Raw genomic sequence first — 18092 nt, forward strand, 5'->3', positions numbered from 1 at the left:
AAAAGATATGATTTCCATCACAAATTCGAAATCATATCTTTTTTGGACTTTTTCAGTGGCCTCGATTTTCCGAGGAGTTATTTTATTTTTTATAAACCTAAAAGTCTTTTAAATTCTCATTTTTACTCATAATTAAATCTGCAATAACAATTAAAATTCCAGAACTAAAAGGTATAATATATGATGGTAATATATCTAATAATATCCCAGAAATTACTACCCCCAATGGAGTTATTCCACTTGCTAATGTATTCATGGTTCCCATTACTCTACCCATCATTTTATCTGGTGTCATCCTTTGCATAGTAACAAATATTGGTATGTTTACTGTAATCATGAAAACAGAAAATATTAACATTACAAATATAAAAAATACAAAATGTATATTATTGTTTAATGCTTGTAAATCTTCTAATGCTGGTATACCTATAAAAGCAAGCATTACCCCCATAATACCTATACCTATCACTAATCTCTTAAAATTTTTTTCTTTTTCTGGTAACTTACCAATAACTATTGATGAAATTAAAACCCCTACTGAATATGAACCCTCAATAATTCCAAATTGAGTTGACGACATTTTAAGAGTATCATTAATTATAAATGGCATAATTACAGATAATGTAGCATTAACTAAAAAATTAAGAAAAAGAGCAAATTTCATTAAAGTATATATTGCTTTCATTTCTTTTATAAATTCTAATCCTTCCTTAATATCTTTTATCAATACATTAAAAACTTTATTATTTCCTTGTATATCTTTATTCTCATTTATTTCTGGATCTAATTCTTCTTTATTATCTCTGATATTGTATTTGAAATTTATAAAAGATTCTGATAATGCTGAAATTATAAAAGATATTCCATTAATAATCAAGAAAATATTCATAGGGACTAATCCATATATTAAACCTCCCAACACTGGACCCATTATTGCTGATAATGAGGTGGAAGCTTGAGTATAAGAATTAATTTTTACTAAATTTTCATCTGATACTAAATTTGGAATAGCTGATCCTATTGATACATCAAAAAAAGTATTAACTATAGCTAATAACAATGTAGTAGTATAAATAAATATTAATTTAAATCCATAAACAGAAGATACTAATACCAATCCTAATACTATAATTCCACTCAATGTGTCTAGTCCCACAACCATTTTCTTTCTGTCTTTTCTATCGGCCAAACTTCCTGCAATTGGACTTAATATTATCCTAGGTAACATTCCTAATAAAACACTTAAAGCAAAAGACGTTCCCGAACCAGTAGTCCCTAATATGTACAATGAAATTGCAAATGTATATATATGAGTACCTAATAATGAAACTATTTTACCAGATAAATATAATATTATATTTCTTTTTTCTTTATGGTTTATATTTTTCATATCTTTTTTAGTATTCTCCATAAATTCCCCACTCCTAACAAATAAATTTTTACTTAATATATCTTATATTATACTATTAAATATATTTCTAAGAAAGAAATTATAAATAAATCAGATAAAAATCCATTTTAATAGGCAAGGGATAATACCTTGCCTATTTCATTTCAAATCCTTGTTCCTTTAAAAACTTCCTCATATGAGGTCTTAATTCTTTATTCATTGTCTGTGCCATTTGTTCTGTCCAAGTTTTATTAATTTTCCCTTTAGTTCTTTCTATATAATATTTTCTAACTTTCTCATCATATTCTTGAATTTTTTCTATATCACCATCAATACTATATCTATCCTCCTTCAGAACTACATCATAAGGAAGTCTAGGACGTAATATAGGATCTTGCCTAGGATATCCAAGACACATGCCAAATACAGGGTATACATTTTTAGGTAATTCTAATATTTCAGAAATTTCCTTAGGATTATTTCTTTCTCCTCCTATATACACTCCAGTTATACCTAATGACTCTGCTGCTAAGATTACATTCTGTGCCATTAAAGCTGTATCTACAGTAGCTATTATAAAACTCTCAGTATAACCTTCTTTCATTTCTACTCCTTGCATTTCACAAGCAAATTTAACTCTATTTAAATCTGCACAAAACATTAGAAATTCAGGAGCTTCTTCTATATATGGCTGATCTCCTGCTAGTTTAGCTATTTTTTTTCTATTTTCTTTATTCTTTACTCTAATAACAGTATATCCTTGAATAAAACTAGATGAGGAAGCCATCTGTCCTGCTTCTATTATAGCTTTAAATTTATCCTCCTCTATTGGTTTTTCTGTATACTTTCTTATAGAACGATGGTTATGTATCAATCTAATTGTCTCATTCATATTATTCATCTCCTTAATCTTTATTAATGTGTTATTACCCTAAAAATTTTTTAAAAAACTGATTTAATATAATAATAATTATAATTCCTCTTGGGAATATTTATTATTAATAAAATATTTGGGAGGATTAATATGAAAAATTTTACTAGACCACCTATATCTTATTGGTTAGACTCTACAGAAAGAACTGATTATCCATACTTAGATAAAGATATAGATGTTGACATTGCTATAGTAGGAGGAGGAATTGCTGGAATAACTGCAGGTTTTATTCTAAAAAGGCGAGGATTAAAGGTAGCAATCTTAGAAGTGGATAAAATCTTAGAAGGAATTACTGGTAAAACTACAGCCAAGATAACATCTCAACACAATCTTATATATGATAAATTAATTAATGATATTGGAGAAGAAAAAGCAAGACAATATGCTGATGCCAATGAATCTGCTAAAGAATTTATAGAAAGCATTATAAAAGAAAAAGAAATAAATTGTGATTATTCCGTTATGCCAGCCTATGTATATACTCAAGATAAAAATTATGTAGATAAAATTAAAAAGGAAGTAATAGCTGCCTCAAAATTAGGAATAGATGCTTCCTTTGTAACTGAAACCAGTCTCCCCTTTCCTATTAAGGGAGCAGTAAGATTTGAAAATCAAGCTCAATTTCATCCTAGAAAATATCTATTGGAATTAGCCAAGGAAATTCCTGAAGATGGCAGTCATATATTTGAAAATACTCATGTACTAGATATAAAAGAAAGTAACCCTAACATTGTAATTATAGAAGGAGGACACAAAGTAAAGGCTAACAAAGTGATAATAGCCTCCCATTATCCTATGGAAAATTTTAAAGGTCTATATTTCTCTAGAATTTACCAAGAAAGAGCCTATATCATAGGAGTTTTAGCAAAAGAAAGTTTTCCAGAAGGTATCTATATCAATGCTGAAAGTCCTACCAGGTCTCTAAGAAAACAGAGATATAAGGATAAACAGATGATACTAATAGCAGGAGAAAATCATAAAACTGGACAAGGAAAAAGTACCGAAACCTATTATAACAATCTTAAAAAATTTGCTGAAAGTATCTTTACTATAGAAGATATTCCTTATAGATGGTCAGCTCAAGACTGTATCACTATGGATGAAATACCCTTTATAGGTAGAATTACATCTAACAATCCATATATATATATTGCTACGGGATTTAAAAAATGGGGCATGAGTAGTGGTACTGCTTCTGCAATGATACTATCTGATATAATCACAAAAAATTATAGTCCTCATAGTGATGTATTTGATCCCTCTAGAGTAAATATAAAAGGAGGATTTACACATTTTATAAAAGAAAATTTAAATGTAGGATATGAATATATTAAAGGAAAATTAAATCTAAATGTCGGTGACAACAAAATAAAAACAGGAGAAGGAAAAATAGTAAATTTCGAAGGAAAAAGAGTTGGAATTTATAGAGATACTGATGGAAAAACTTATATAGTTGACACTACCTGTACCCATATGACCTGTGAATTACAATGGAATAGTGCTGAAAAAACTTGGGATTGTCCTTGTCATGGTTCTAGATTTTCTTATGATGGTAAAATCATTGAAGGCCCTGCACAAAAGGAATTAGAGATAACAATAATAGAGGATTAGAATTGTATTCTAATCCTCTATTTTTATATCATTAATTACTTCATAATTTCTCTTAATAACCTTTCTTCCTCTCCACGCAAAGGCTCTATCTCCATACTTTCTTTTAAATCCTTTATTAGACATTCCTTTTATCTCATCATAATCTAATTTAAAAATTAAATTCTCTTTAAATTCCTCCATACGAGTTATATCAATTCCTTTATTGTGGGGACATACATTCTGACAGATATCACACCCAAATATTATATTATCTTTTTTTATAATTTTCTTATCCAATTCGTCTAAATCTTTTTTCTTTTGAGTAATAAAAGATCTACATCTTACAGGATTTATATCAAAATTTCCTAATATAATCTGCCCTGGACAAGCTTTTACACATCTCATGCATTGGTAACATGTTCTTTGTAAAGGCTTATCATATTCAAAAAAATGATTATTTATAATATATCCTATAAAAAAGTATGTTCCATAATCATCATTTATCAAATGAGCATTTATTCCAAAAAAACCTAGCCCTGCTCTATATCCTAAATACCTATCTACTAAAGGTCCCATATCTACATATGCTTGATATTTGAATCCCTTTATTTCTTCAATAAGATATTCTCCTATTAAATTTAATTTTTCATGAGCAATATAATGATAATCTTTTGAATAAGTATAATTTGATATATTTGCTCCTTTTTCTTCTTCTACATGGTAGGGAAATAAACATACTATAATAGATTTTACATCTTTCATAGTCAATTTAGGATTAATTCTTTCCTCTATATTTGCTCCTTCTAATCCGGTAACATATCCTTTTTTTTCTCTATTTATGAGTATTTTTTTTAAATCTTCATATGGACCAATATCGGAAATCCCTACCTTTTCTATTCCTATACTATTACAATATTTAATTAATTTATCCTTCATGAAATCATTCCTATAATAAAAATATTTCTTCTAACTTTCTAGCTAATCCTTCCTCCGTATTTGATTTTATAATATCATTATTAGGTAATGCATTTATAAGCTTATCATGAGCATTTCCCATGATATAACCCTTCCCTACTATTTTTAACATTTCTAAATCATTTAATCCATCTCCAAAAGCAATAGCTTCCTCTGGTTTAATATTATATTTTCCTAACACTTTTTCAATAGCATGTCCCTTAGAAACTCCCTTAGGCATTATCTCCAAACAGTTTGTTAAAGAAAAAGCTATATTCAATTTATCTGGATATAATTTTTCTATTCTTTCCTGTAATTGTACTAGACTTTCATAATCTTCTCCTAAAAAAAATACTTTAGTAGCTGTAAATTTATCTAATTCATTAAAATCTACTAATTCATATAAAAAGTTTGATTCCTTTATAAATTCATCTAACCATTTATTTTCTTTTTCAGCATACCATTTATCTTCTTGATATATATTCTTATGAATACTATCATCTACTTTTAAATTTAATAGGCCTTTTACAATGTCTTCTTCAATATCATATCCTAATAATTTATTTTTATTTGTATCATGTATCCTACATCCATTAGATGTAATAAATACAGAATCTAATCCTAAATCATTTCTTATATAATCTATATCTTTATGATGTCTTCCAGTAGCGATAAAAAAATGAATACCTTTATTAATAACTTTCTTTACAACTTCTTTCGTATATTGACTTACTCTGTGATTACTATTTAAAAGTGTTCCATCTAAATCAGATATTATTGCTTTATATTTCATTTTATCATCTCCTCTAATGTAAAAATTTTATAGTCTAAGTATATACTTTTTAATTATATGATTTATCTATTTTCTTTTTCTTAATTCTTTAAAAAAATCTTTCATTATTTTAGAAGATTCCTCTTCTAATACTCCCCAAACTACATCTACTCTATGATTCAATTTATCATTATCTACTATATTAAATATAGAACCACAACCCCCGCCTTTAAGATCAGGTGCACCAATTACCAATCTATCTATCCTGGAATTAACTATAGCTCCAGCACACATTGGACAGGGTTCTATTGTTACATACATAGTACATCCTGATAATCTCCATCCCCCTAAATAATCTGCTGCATCTTGAATAGCTAATATTTCCGCATGAGCAGTAGGATCATTTAATGATTCTCTGAAGTTATGAGCTGATGCTATTATTTTATTACATTTAACTATAACACAACCTATTGGTACTTCTTCTAAATCATATGCTAATTTAGCCTCTTTAAGAGCTCTTTTCATAAAATATTTTTCCATTTATTTTCCTCATTTTTATTATAAAAGCTCTTTGGAATCTCCAAAGAGCTTATTTATATTATACATAATTTATTATAAAAAACTAGTGGTGCTCCCGAGAGGAATCGAACCCCCGACACACGCCTTAGGAGGGCGTTGCTCTATCCTACTGAGCTACGGAAGCAAATATTAAGTCTTCTATAATTCTATAATATCTTACTAATATTGTCAACTATAAAAATTTTTATCTGAACAACCATCTAAATAATCTTACGAAAATATTAGCTTTTTTAATTTTCTTATTAGAATATAAATCTATATTTTTAGAATTTTTTCCATTTTTATATACTTCCAACATTCCTATTTTTTCTCCTTTTTCTATAGGAAATTTTTGATTTTCATCTAAAATAATTTTAGTTTTTATTTCATCTTCTTTATTTATAAATATATACTTATCTTCTTCTGGAACTACATTAACACTTGAATTTTTAGCTTCATTGATTTTTATATTTATACCTTTGTCTCTTGTTATTATTTCTTCATATTTAAAATTATCTATGGCATAATTTAATAAAGCTTCGCTTTTCTCTTTTCTATCTTTTTTAGATTTTGTTCCCATAATTATTCCTATAATTCTCATTTCCTTATCATTATCTTCATTTACAGGATTAATCATAGTAGATACTAAACAATATCCTGCTCCATCTGTATTTCCAGTTTTAAGTCCATCTACTAAAGGCATATCCCTTAATAATGGATTAGTATTTTCAATATAATCTCTTGAAGATACTTCTATACTTCTTTTATCTGTAATCTTTAATATCTCAGGATAAGTATCTAAAATGTATTTGGCTAATTTATTTATTTCCCTAATTGTCATGATATTTTCAGTACCATCATCTTCTGGCAATCCATTGGTATTAACATATTTAGTGTTTTCAAGACCTAATTCCTTAGCCTTTTCATTCATCAATTTTATAAAAGCATCTTCACTTCCTGCTACATATTCAGCAATAGCTACACAAGAATCATTTCCAGAAGCTATCATTATAGATTCTAAAAGTGTTTTTAACTTAAGTTTTTCATCTTCTTCTAAATAAAAAGTTGAACCCCATTCTTTAGGAGGATTTTCTCCTATAGTGACTATATCTTCATAGTATACTTTTCCTTCTTTTATAGCATCCATAGTTACTGTATATGTCATGAGTTTTGTTATACTTGCAATATTTAATTTTTTATCTATATTGTCACTATATAATATTTCTCCTGTTTCATAATCTGATAATAATACTCCAAATACATCTTTTTCAAATTCTTCACCATAAACTAAAGAACTAAAAGATATTATCACAATTAAAACAATTGTAATTATCTTCTTCATTTTTTCCCCCTATAATCTTTAATTAATCATATAAATATTCATCAACTAAATCTTCCATATTTTCACCTGTAACTCTCTTTATTATATCTATAAAATCTTCTGTAGTAGCATTTTTAAAACTATATTCTTTAAAATATTCTTGGAATATCTTATACAATTCTTTTTTACCATATTTATTTTCAATATCATAAATCATCATTGCTCCTCTAGAATATGCTAAAGGACCATAATCATCCCATCCATTAAATTCATCTAAAGATTTTACTACTGTATTATCTTCAATATAATCCTTAGATATTTCATAATTATTTTCAATACTTTTTTCATAATAATCCTTTGATACATCTTCATCATATTCCTCATAAGCATATAGATATTCTGAATATGTAGCTAATGATTCATCTAACCATGACTCATCTATTTCATCATTACCTACTACTCCATACCACCATTGATGAGCAGTCTCATGAGCTATAATTATTTCCAAAGAGCCAAGAGTATTTTTATTATAATAATCTTCTCCTATATATACAATACCAGGATATTCCATTCCACTAGGGAAACTTGTTTGTACTACACTGTACTGTCCATAAGGATATTTACCATATATATTATTAAAATGATCTATCGACTTAGTAGAATAATCAATAGCAGCTTTTTTAACTTCTTCTTTTACTCCTTCTAAAAAATATAATTTTATAGAAGTCCCATCATGATTTTTAACTATTTTTTCAAACTCTTCACTGGCAACCCACGCAAAATCTCTCATAAGTTGTGATTCAATTTTCCATACTTTATTCTTCCCTTTGTTTTTTTCAGATAATATATTTCCTGAACTAGCTATTTCCATTTCTTTTGGAGCTATTATCTCTACATTATAATTACTCACATCACTATAAAAAGGATCTCCTATACTATAATAGGGATCAAGGTTCCAACCATCATCATCATATACTGCTGCTATAGGATACCAATTCCCAAAATTATAAGTTTTATCCCCATATCCAAATCTATCCTGAGCAGAAGGAAGTTTTGCTGTATATTCCATTTCTATATTTATTTTTTCTCCTGGTTCTAACTTTTCTTTTAAATCTAGTTTTAATATCGTTTTGCCTTCTCCTAAAATTGTATAATTTACTTCATCTCCATTAATTAAAACATTTTTTATATCAATATATCCTGCTTCAAATCCATTAGGATAGGCTGAATCATAATCGCCAAATAAAAAAGGAGCTGTTTCTTTATCTTTAAATGTGTTAGGATATATATGAAAATATACATTCTCCAAAGTTTCTTTCTCATTATTAATATATTTAACCTCTTGATTACCAGTATATATCTTTTCTTCTGGATCAAATTCAATATCAATATTATATTCATTTATTTCATCTAAATTTACACCATTATAATCATCAATAATAAGAGTATTAAAATTTTCTTTCTTATCCCCTTTTACCATTTGTTCTATAGGATTTTCACTACAACCTGATAATCCAATAATTAAAAGAAAAATAATTGATATAATAAATATTTTTCTTCTTAACTTCACCAAATCCCCTCCAATACTTTTCTTAATTTTATTTTACATTATTTTATTAAATAGGATAACCCCTTTATGATAAAAAGAGAGGAATAAATATTCCTCCCTAAAAATCTATGCTTTTTCTATTTTTTCTATTCCATTCATATATGGTCTTAATATTTCAGGAATTACTACGGATCCATCTTTCTGCTGATAGTTTTCTAGTATTGCCGCAGTAGTTCTACCTAAAGCTAATCCAGAACCATTTAATGTATGAAGATATTCTGGTTTATTGGTATTATTATTTCTATATCTTATATTAGCTCTTCTTGCTTGGAAATCTTCAAAATTACTACAAGAAGATATCTCAACATATCTACCATAGCTAGGCATCCATACCTCTAAATCATAAGTTTTAGCAGAAGAAAAACCTAAATCTCCTGTACAAAGTTCTACTACTCTATATGGTAATTTAAGAAGTTGAAGTATTCTTTCTGCGTCATTAGTAAGTTTCTCCAATTCTTCATAAGAATTTTCTGGTTTAACAAACTTCACAAGTTCAACTTTATTAAACTGGTGATTTCTTATAAGACCTCTGGTATCCCTTCCAGCTGATCCTGCTTCTTGTCTAAAACAAGGAGTATAGGCTGTATATTTTATAGGTAAATCCTCTTCATTTAAAATTTCATCTCTATGAATATTAGTAACTGGCACTTCCGCTGTAGGTACTAAGAAAAAGTCCTTAGATGGAATATTAAAAGCATCCTCTTCAAATTTAGGTAATTGTCCTGTTCCAGTCATACTATCTCTATTAACTAAAAATGGTGAAATTATTTCTTTATACTCTCCCTCTAATGTATGAATATTTAACATGAAATTCATTAGAGCTCTTTCTAATGTTGCTCCTAATCCTTTATATAGTGAAAATCTAGCTCCTGTTATCTTAGATGCTCTATCAAAATCTAATATATCTAATTCTGTACCAACATCCCAATGAGCCTTCGGTTCAAAATTAAAAGTAGTTGGTTCCAAACTTTTTCTTATTTCCTTATTATCTTCTTCATTATTTCCTACTTTAACATCAGAATTTGGAATATTAGGCAATTCTAATATCTTTTTATTTAACTCTTCTTCTACTTCCTTTAATTTTCCATCTATATCCTTAATTTTTGCTGATAATTCCTTCATTTCATTCAATACTTCAGATGTATCCTTACCTTCTTTTTTTAACTTAGGTATTTCCTTAGATACTGTGTTTTGTCTTGCTTTCATCTCTTCTACATTTTGTAATATATCTCTTCTTTTCTTATCTAAATCATATACTGAATCTACATCAAATTCGCCTTTTCTAGTATTTAAAGCTCTTTTTACTTTTTCCAAATCATTTCTAATCATTTTTAAATCTAACATTTCATCACTCCTTCTTATATTTAAATTATAAAAACCCCTCATCCCTATATTAAATATAGGGACGAGAGGTTTTATTCCCGCGTTGCCACCCTAGTTGACCATTAATTATTATGATCCCCTTGGTACACTATAACCGGTGCTCGGTTCTACCTTATTTCGGTAAAATGCTCCAGGAGGGATTCAATAATCAATTTCATCGATTCTCACCAATCATCGACTCTCTATAGAAATTGAGATATTTACTACTTCCCTTCAACGCATCTATTTTATTATCGTTAATTGTAGCATATTATTATTTTAATTTCAAGGTTATTTTATATTTTATGTAATTATTTTGTATTTTATTTAAAAGTTCTCTTATAATTATAATATTCCTTAAGAACATTTCTGATAACTAATTTGAGTATCATTTATCATTTAATCCACTTTAACTTTATCATATTCCTTTTTTTATCGAATATCGAACTTGTCTATATTTCTAATAGAATTTTTTCGTATATTTTTTCCTTCTACAGTCAATAATCCTAATAAATAATTCATGAGGGGGTAGTGTTATGAATGAAATAGATGTTTATAGTAAAATTTCGGAACTTAAGGATGTAGATTATAGAAATACATTAGCCATTGCAAGTATTGTTGAAGTATTAGTTGAAAAAGGTATTATAGAAAGAAATGATATTGCTAAAAAATCCCATTTATTAGACTCTATGAGTTTAGAAGAACTTAAAATGATGCGATTAACTAAAAAATAGGATCTCCCATGGAGAACCTATTTTTATTATTACTCTTCAATTGTTCCTTCTGTTTCATTATCTTCTATTTCTAATTCTTCTGTTGTTTTATCGGTTATATTTTCAGTATCTATATCCAATTCACTATTTAATTCATTTAATATTTTTTCTAATTCCTCTATATATTCTCCATACTTAGCCCAATCACCATTTTGAGATGCTTCCTTTGCTTTAATAAATACTTCATTAGCATCTTGAATTGTACTTTCTATTTCTTCAGAGATTTCTCCATCTTCTACATCATCTACTATTTCTTCCCCATCTTCTGTCCCTAACTCACCAAAAATTTTAGATAAAGCTGTATCTAAATTTTTATCCATTACTATCTGATTTTTATAGGCTACTATTACTCTCTTCATTTCTGGAATATTATTTTCATTTTCCGCTTGTATATACACTGGTTCTACATATAATAGTGAATTTTCTATTGGTATAGTAAGTAAATTTCCCCTTAATACTTTAGATCCTTCTTGACTCCATAGACTAAGTTGTGGGGATATATCTGAATCCTGATCTATCTTTGATTCTACTAACATAGGGCCATCTACAGTTATACCTTTAGGAAATTTATATAAATATAGATTTCCATATTCTTCCCCATCATTTCTAGCTACAAATAAGCTACTCATATTAGGCTTTGTAGATGGAGTATAAGGAACAGTCAATACAAATTCTTCTTTTTCTTTTTCAGGAAGTTTAAACATCATATAATTAGGCGTAATAGGAGCTTCTTCACCCATATATATTTCATTTCCTATATTCCAAACATCCTCTGAATTATAAAATACCACTGGATTATTTACATGATATGTTTCATACATTTTTGATTGTATGCTAAATAAATTTTGAGGATACCTTATATGGTTAAATAATCCTTCTGGCATTTCTTCTGATTGTTTAAACAAATCTGGAAAAATTTTATTATAAGTATTTATTATTGGATCTTCCTTATCAAAAATATAAAAGTCTGTATCTCCATTATATGCATCAACTACTACTTTAACTGAATTTCTTACATAATTTATTATTTTTTCTTCTCCAGATGGTTGAGAATATGGATAGTTACTACTTGTAGTATAAGCATCTATTATCCAATATAATTTTCCGTCATCTTGGTTAACTACTAAATATGGATCATCATCATATTTTAAAAACGGAGCTATTTTTCTAACTCTTTCATCTATATTCCTATTTATTAAAATTCTACTATCTGAATTCACATTTCCAGATATCAATATTTTTATATTACCTTCTTTAATTGCATACAATAACTTATTTAATCCATTAAGCTTTATTCCTGCATTTCCTTCATACATTGTTTCAACATTATCTGACCCCTGAGGATAATCAAATTCTGATTCATCAGTATTTGTAATTGTATAATTATTTGTCATTTCTCCAAAATATATTTCTGGTCTTTTTACATTTAAATCTGTATTAGTTTCTGGAGGAATATTTTTCATTAATAAATTTGGTAATCCATTATCTGCTACCGAATTAACAGGAGATAACGTAAATCCATACCCATGAGTATATTTTAAATGTTCATTTATCCATGTCTTTGTTTTTAACTTAGATGTATCCATTTCCCTAGCTGATAAAAATACTTGAGTATATTTACCATCTATATCATATCTATCAATATCTACATCATTAAATCTATAATAATATCTTATTCCTTGTAACTCATTATATATTTGATTTAATGGCCTATAATCATTTATTCTAATATTTTCTATAATTTCATCATTATTTATAATATCTTCTTTAGTTAAATTTTGTTCTACTGGGAACTCATCAACAATAACATCTTTTAATCCATAAGCTTCTTGAGTCATATCTATATTATATTGAATAAATTCTTTTTCCTTTGTTATTTCATCAGGTTCTACTATAAATTGTTGTATTAATCCTCCTCCTACAGAAGTCAATATACCTATTCCAATTAATATAATTGGACCTACTAAAGCTGATTTAAGATTTCTTTTATATGATCCTCTTAATATAGTAATAGCTGCTACTATAGATATTATAGCCATTAATCTATATCCCCATAAAGTAAATTTTACATCAGTAAAACCTGCTCCATAAGCTGCTCCTCTAGAAGAATATAACAATTCAAATGTCTTTAAATAATAATTAATTCCAATTAATATAAATGTAACAAATCCAAATATTCCAATCTTAAATATTGCTTTTTGAAATATTTCTCTATTAATTAATTCTTTAATACTGTTTTTATCTTTAAATTTATCCATATTTAATACATTTTCTGGTCTTTGAAGATTAGGTCTTCTAATGGATACTAATAGTAAATAAAATATTATAGTTGCTATAATTAAAATAAATAATAAAAATAACATTAAGGATATTATTTCATTAAATAATGGCATCTTAAATATATAAAAACTTATATCTTTATTAAATATTGGATCTTTTAAATCAAATGTTGAAGCTTTCATGAAATTTAATACATTTAACCACAAATCATTAGTAAATAGAGTAGATATTAGCACCCCTATAATTGCAGATAGAATTCCTAAGACAATATTAAATCTTTTTTCACCAAAATTTGGTGGGTTAATATTAGCTTCATTATAGTAATTTTTTTTAGATGATATAAAATAAAAATATATCATTCCAAATAAAATTAAAAATAATGGTATACCTATCTTTAATTGAGTTAATAATTTTGTTAAAAAAGTTTTAGTATATCCTAATTCCTTAAACCATTGATAATCAATTATAAACCCTACAATACTAGAGAACGAAATAACTACTAAAAATAATATAGCTATTACTGTAAATATTATAAACTTTCTCTTATTCTTCATCCTCTCAACCCCTTTCATTGATTAAATAATATAATACTTATATCATTATATTACACAAATATTTATTGTGAAAATTTTTAACTATCTATTTGCATATCTCCTTTTTTAATCCACACTTTATTTCTCATTATTAATGTAATATTATAATACCAAATACTACTGTAGATATTGTCCTTAAATTTCTTCCTCCTATTGTATCTATAGCTATAACTTATTATTTTATGTGGATTATATTATTAAAAATTACTCTTCGATTAGATATTTTTTTAATTTTAATTTGTTCTTTATTTTGTTAAAAATTTCTTCACTAGGTACTTCAATTGTATGAATATGAACTCCATCAGTCAATGTTGATAATGGTTCCGCATTATTTTCTTTTAATCTTTTCATAAATTCACTTACATCTATCCTAGATGAAATCATTAACTGACCTTTTATTTCTCCATATATAGGATGTTCTACTATTACATCTAATATTTTACCACCTAAATCAACTATAATATTTAATTCTTCTTCTATATCTTCATTATTTTGATGTTGAGATACAATTGTTCTTCTAATTCCCAAAGGTTCTTTATTAACCATAATATAACCATTAGGAGTAGCTATTATATCAATACCTCTTGCTCTTAATATAGCTATATCCTGTACGATAACTTGACGACTTACATTGAATTTTTCAGCTATTTCTGCTCCCTTTATAGCTTCTTTATATGTATTTAATATTTCTATTATACTTTCTCTTCTATCATTTCCATTCATATGTATCACCTCTAATTCATAATTATATCATAAATATTAATAGGCTAAGGATATCCTTAGCCTATATTTTTTATTTAATTAAATATTTCTTCATTTCTTCGGGTACATCTTCATTTATACACTCCATAGAAATAATAAATTCAACATCAGATTTTTCAATTATCTTTTCTAGATTTTTTATAAATTTTTCTAATAAATAAAAATCTAATTCTACTATTTTATATAATCCATCAATATATACCTTTTGAATATCATAATCTGTAGCAATAATTCCACATAAAAAACCATGGAAAGAATTAATACTTGTAATATCAAAATCCATGGCGCTAATATATCTTATTTTATGTTTTAAATCTAATGTATGTCTTTTATTTGCTTCAATAAACACAATACACCCGTTAATATTGTTTACATCATCATTTGCCATACTTATAAGCCTTTTTGTTTTTCCTGAACCTTTCTTTCCACAAATAAAATTAACCATTTTTATCTGCCTCCCATTTTTTATTTTAAATAATTTAAAATAATTTTTATTAATATGTTCATGTTTAACTTTAGGCATTAATTTTAAAGATATATCACTCTTATTAATATTATTCATTACTAATGCTAAAAATCCTTTAATTTTTTTATTATCCTTTATTTTGCTCTTGAAAATTTAAATTCAAATCCTTTATTTTATCTATTATTTCTTTACTGTCACTAAAATAAAATACTTTTTCATCATATGTATTAATATATATGTAATTTCTTCCACTATCATCTAAATCATTTAATGCTAAATAATACATTTCTCCTTCTTTTTCTGCTACAAATTCATTCTTTTCATTTAACATATCTAATATAAGATCTAATGTTTCTAATTCTTCATCTTTATTTTTTTCCATAATATAACACTCCTTTAGTAATATTATACTTTATATTATACTAGAATATAAATAAATATAATGTTATACTAGTATATACAATTTAAGGGAGGAATTAAAGTGAATACTGGAAGAAAAAAAGGAATTAGGATTATTACTATTATAGTAGTTAGTGTAATGCTTCTTGTTCCTATATTATCTATTATATTAAACCTTACATCATATTAAAATTAAGAAAATCATGATGGTCATATTCATGAAATTCCCATTATTACTATAAAAAATATAAAAACTATAGAAAATCAAGATAATTAATTATCTTGATTTTTATTTTGTTCTCTTATGATATCATCAATTAAATCATTTTGTAAAATAATTCTTGACTCCTCTATCTCTGATATTGCTCTTTCATAATCTTTTCTACACTTTTCAATATCTATAGATTTCTTAGTTTCTCTATCCCATGCCATGCTATTTTCAAATATTCCATCCTCAGACATTTCAAAAACTTTTTCATCATCTATAAAAGATCCCTCATGTACATAATATTGATTAGCAACAAAACCTCTTTTAGTATTAAATAAATCATTTCCGAATCTTTTACCTTTATTATTTTTTATACCCAATAAATTTAATATAGTAGGAAATATATCTATTTCTCCTCCTACTGTCTCATTTATTTCACTTATTTCAGAATTAGGTAAATGAAATATTAAAGGTATATTCATAAATTCATCAAATTTATATTCCACATTTAAATAATCTTCCACTATTTTTTCATTATCTGATCTAGCTGGATATAAACCTGAATGATCTCCATATACTACAATTAATGAATCTTCATATAATCCTTCTTTTTTTAATCCTTCAATAAATTGACCAAAAGCTTTATCTGCATAATGTATACTTTGAATATAATTTCCAAAAAGTGTTCCTTTATGTTCTTCCATAAGTTCTATATCTACTAATCCTTCAGGTATTTCATACGGATGATGGCTTGTAACTGATATTACCATAGAATAAAAAGGAGTATCCACATTCTTAAGATGTCTTATTGTTTGTTCATAAAAATCCATATCATTTAACCCAATATTTATTATATCTTCTTGTTCATAATTAAAATTTTCTAAACTAATAAAATTATCAATTCCTATTTTAGGGTACATATCCTTCCTAGACCAAAATTTTTCATCATTACCATGAAATGAATAAGTAGAATAACCATTTTCTTTTAAAATCATAGGTAAAGAATAATAATTATTTTCATTATAATGATTAAATATAGATAAATTATTAGTTGGATATAAAGAATTATTTACTACAAATTCTGCATCAGAAGTATTTCCAGGGCCTACTTGTTGATAAAAATTATTAAAATATATACTATCTTTTTTAATTAATTTATTTAAATTAGGAGTAAGTACTTGTCCATTATATTCATCATTAATTAAAAAATTCTGTAATGATTCAAATTGTACCATAATTATGTTCTTTCCTTTAGCTATTCCATTATATTTTTTATAATTTTTTTCATCTCTGTTTGTATTTTTAGTAATCTTTTTTACTTCATCATCTATATCTTTTTCTGCAATAACTTCTTCTTCTTTATTTATTAATTGAGTATATATATCATATATATGATAAGTAAATATACCATAATTATTATAAGCATATGTAGTATTTCCTTTTATAAATGGAATAGGTATTATAACAATTAAAATCAATATAGGGATTATTATTTTAAAGATTTGTTTGTATTTATTTTTAATCTTAATATATTTTATAGATTTCTTCTTTAAATATATTCCTAGAGGTATTAGATCAATTATCATAATAAAATATGCAGGTCTTAAAATAAAAAATATACTTTTCCATATAGTTGGTACATTACCTACAAAGAGTAATGTTGTTATAGATGGTAAAAAACCATAATATTGGTAATATATTAAATCTACAAATAATATTATAGCTATTAAAAAATGAACAATAAAAACTACTCTCTTCACTTTTTTAGATTTCATCATTAAAACTATACTATATGCTATTATAATAGCCGGAATAGTATATAAAAAAGTACTAATTATATTTTTTTCCTGAGTAAAAAAATATAATAACAATACTTTTAATAAAGATATTATAAACATTATTTCTATTATTCTATTTATTGATTGTATTTTTTTATTTTTATAAATATGAAATTTAAACATAATATTTTCCCTTCTTAAAATATCTTTTTTCTAATCTTATTATAATATACTTTATACCAATATTAGTTTAAATTTCCATTACAATTTTAAAAAACACAATAAAAAATCTAGCAACGTCCTACTCTCCCAGGCAGTCACCCGCCAAGTACCATCAGCGCTG

General features: G+C 26.1%; 15 protein-coding genes, 1 tRNA gene and 1 other annotated feature. Of the genes, 2 read left to right on the forward strand and 14 right to left on the reverse strand.

Annotated features, from left to right (window positions below; translation table 11 throughout):
* Nucleotides 1–97: 97 nt before the first annotated feature.
* Nucleotides 98–1411, reverse strand: coding sequence for an MFS transporter (locus GOQ29_RS00005; RefSeq protein ID WP_203370308.1), 1314 nt, complete (start codon nt 1409–1411; stop codon nt 98–100).
* Between the two features lie 133 nt (nt 1412–1544).
* Complete coding sequence (gene nfsA, locus GOQ29_RS00010) at nt 1545–2282, reverse strand: oxygen-insensitive NADPH nitroreductase (protein ID WP_203370309.1); 738 nt, start codon at nt 2280–2282, stop codon at nt 1545–1547.
* A 132-nt stretch (nt 2283–2414) separates the two neighbouring features.
* Between nfsA and GOQ29_RS00015 the strand changes: the two genes are divergently transcribed.
* Complete coding sequence (locus GOQ29_RS00015) at nt 2415–3935, forward strand: FAD-dependent oxidoreductase (protein ID WP_203370310.1); 1521 nt, start codon at nt 2415–2417, stop codon at nt 3933–3935.
* Between the two features lie 9 nt (nt 3936–3944).
* Here GOQ29_RS00015 and queG read toward each other — a convergent pair whose 3' ends face one another.
* The 7 genes from queG to serS form a co-directional block, all read right to left on the reverse strand.
* On the reverse strand, nt 3945–4850 hold the full coding sequence (gene queG / locus GOQ29_RS00020; RefSeq protein WP_203370311.1) for a tRNA epoxyqueuosine(34) reductase QueG: 906 nt from the start codon (nt 4848–4850) through the stop codon (nt 3945–3947).
* Between the two features lie 10 nt (nt 4851–4860).
* Nucleotides 4861–5661: a Cof-type HAD-IIB family hydrolase gene (locus tag GOQ29_RS00025; RefSeq protein ID WP_203370312.1), complete on the reverse strand. Its 801-nt coding sequence runs from the start codon at nt 5659–5661 to the stop codon at nt 4861–4863.
* A gap of 66 nt (nt 5662–5727) precedes the next feature.
* Nucleotides 5728–6180, reverse strand: a complete 453-nt coding sequence (tadA, locus tag GOQ29_RS00030; RefSeq protein WP_203370313.1) for a tRNA adenosine(34) deaminase TadA — start codon at nt 6178–6180, stop codon at nt 5728–5730.
* 86 nt (nt 6181–6266) lie between these two features.
* Nucleotides 6267–6343: transfer RNA gene (locus GOQ29_RS00035), tRNA-Arg, on the reverse strand.
* A 60-nt stretch (nt 6344–6403) separates the two neighbouring features.
* Nucleotides 6404–7540: a D-alanyl-D-alanine carboxypeptidase family protein gene (locus tag GOQ29_RS00040; protein ID WP_203370314.1), complete on the reverse strand. Its 1137-nt coding sequence runs from the start codon at nt 7538–7540 to the stop codon at nt 6404–6406.
* A 22-nt stretch (nt 7541–7562) separates the two neighbouring features.
* Nucleotides 7563–9089, reverse strand: a complete 1527-nt coding sequence (locus GOQ29_RS14900; RefSeq protein ID WP_350445941.1) for a M1 family metallopeptidase — start codon at nt 9087–9089, stop codon at nt 7563–7565.
* Between the two features lie 105 nt (nt 9090–9194).
* Nucleotides 9195–10472 carry a serine--tRNA ligase gene (gene serS, locus GOQ29_RS00050; RefSeq protein WP_203370316.1) on the reverse strand — a complete coding sequence of 426 codons (1278 nt, stop codon included), beginning with the start codon at nt 10470–10472 and terminating at the stop codon, nt 9195–9197.
* 54 nt (nt 10473–10526) lie between these two features.
* Nucleotides 10527–10737, reverse strand: a binding site (T-box leader).
* 289 nt (nt 10738–11026) lie between these two features.
* Between serS and GOQ29_RS00055 the strand changes: the two genes are divergently transcribed.
* Nucleotides 11027–11224 (forward strand): hypothetical protein, encoded by a 198-nt coding sequence (locus tag GOQ29_RS00055; RefSeq protein ID WP_203370317.1) that lies wholly within the window; start codon nt 11027–11029, stop codon nt 11222–11224.
* Nucleotides 11225–11253: 29 nt separating this feature from the next.
* Here GOQ29_RS00055 and GOQ29_RS00060 read toward each other — a convergent pair whose 3' ends face one another.
* The 5 genes from GOQ29_RS00060 to GOQ29_RS00080 form a co-directional block, all read right to left on the reverse strand.
* Complete coding sequence (locus tag GOQ29_RS00060; RefSeq protein WP_252187453.1) at nt 11254–14097, reverse strand: UPF0182 family membrane protein; 2844 nt, start codon at nt 14095–14097, stop codon at nt 11254–11256.
* Between the two features lie 243 nt (nt 14098–14340).
* Entirely contained in the window at nt 14341–14859 is a 519-nt protein-coding gene (locus GOQ29_RS00065) for a transcription repressor NadR (protein WP_203370319.1), read from the reverse strand.
* Nucleotides 14860–14929: 70 nt separating this feature from the next.
* Nucleotides 14930–15343: a hypothetical protein gene (locus GOQ29_RS00070; protein WP_203370320.1), complete on the reverse strand. Its 414-nt coding sequence runs from the start codon at nt 15341–15343 to the stop codon at nt 14930–14932.
* Nucleotides 15344–15491: 148 nt separating this feature from the next.
* A complete protein-coding gene (locus GOQ29_RS00075) occupies nt 15492–15746 on the reverse strand; it encodes a hypothetical protein (protein ID WP_203370321.1) in 255 nt (84 codons plus the stop codon).
* A 290-nt stretch (nt 15747–16036) separates the two neighbouring features.
* Nucleotides 16037–17932 (reverse strand): LTA synthase family protein, encoded by a 1896-nt coding sequence (locus tag GOQ29_RS00080; RefSeq protein ID WP_203370322.1) that lies wholly within the window; start codon nt 17930–17932, stop codon nt 16037–16039.
* Nucleotides 17933–18092 lie beyond the last annotated feature (160 nt).

This window comes from Anaeromonas gelatinilytica, assembly GCF_016820635.1.
Lineage (GTDB): Bacteria > Bacillota > Clostridia > Tissierellales > SIT17 > Anaeromonas > Anaeromonas gelatinilytica.

Coding starts and splice junctions, on each gene's coding strand:
- GOQ29_RS00005 (WP_203370308.1), bottom strand. CDS start 1,411: ATGGAGAATACTAAAAAAGATATGAAAAATATAAACCATAAAGAAAAA.
- nfsA (WP_203370309.1), bottom strand. CDS start 2,282: ATGAATGAGACAATTAGATTGATACATAACCATCGTTCTATAAGAAAG.
- GOQ29_RS00015 (WP_203370310.1), top strand. CDS start 2,415: ATGAAAAATTTTACTAGACCACCTATATCTTATTGGTTAGACTCTACA.
- queG (WP_203370311.1), bottom strand. CDS start 4,850: ATGAAGGATAAATTAATTAAATATTGTAATAGTATAGGAATAGAAAAG.
- GOQ29_RS00025 (WP_203370312.1), bottom strand. CDS start 5,661: ATGAAATATAAAGCAATAATATCTGATTTAGATGGAACACTTTTAAAT.
- tadA (WP_203370313.1), bottom strand. CDS start 6,180: ATGGAAAAATATTTTATGAAAAGAGCTCTTAAAGAGGCTAAATTAGCA.
- GOQ29_RS00040 (WP_203370314.1), bottom strand. CDS start 7,540: ATGAAGAAGATAATTACAATTGTTTTAATTGTGATAATATCTTTTAGT.
- serS (WP_203370316.1), bottom strand. CDS start 10,472: ATGTTAGATTTAAAAATGATTAGAAATGATTTGGAAAAAGTAAAAAGA.
- GOQ29_RS00055 (WP_203370317.1), top strand. CDS start 11,027: ATGAATGAAATAGATGTTTATAGTAAAATTTCGGAACTTAAGGATGTA.
- GOQ29_RS00060 (WP_252187453.1), bottom strand. CDS start 14,097: ATGAAGAATAAGAGAAAGTTTATAATATTTACAGTAATAGCTATATTA.
- GOQ29_RS00065 (WP_203370319.1), bottom strand. CDS start 14,859: ATGAATGGAAATGATAGAAGAGAAAGTATAATAGAAATATTAAATACA.
- GOQ29_RS00070 (WP_203370320.1), bottom strand. CDS start 15,343: ATGGTTAATTTTATTTGTGGAAAGAAAGGTTCAGGAAAAACAAAAAGG.
- GOQ29_RS00075 (WP_203370321.1), bottom strand. CDS start 15,746: ATGGAAAAAAATAAAGATGAAGAATTAGAAACATTAGATCTTATATTA.
- GOQ29_RS00080 (WP_203370322.1), bottom strand. CDS start 17,932: ATGTTTAAATTTCATATTTATAAAAATAAAAAAATACAATCAATAAAT.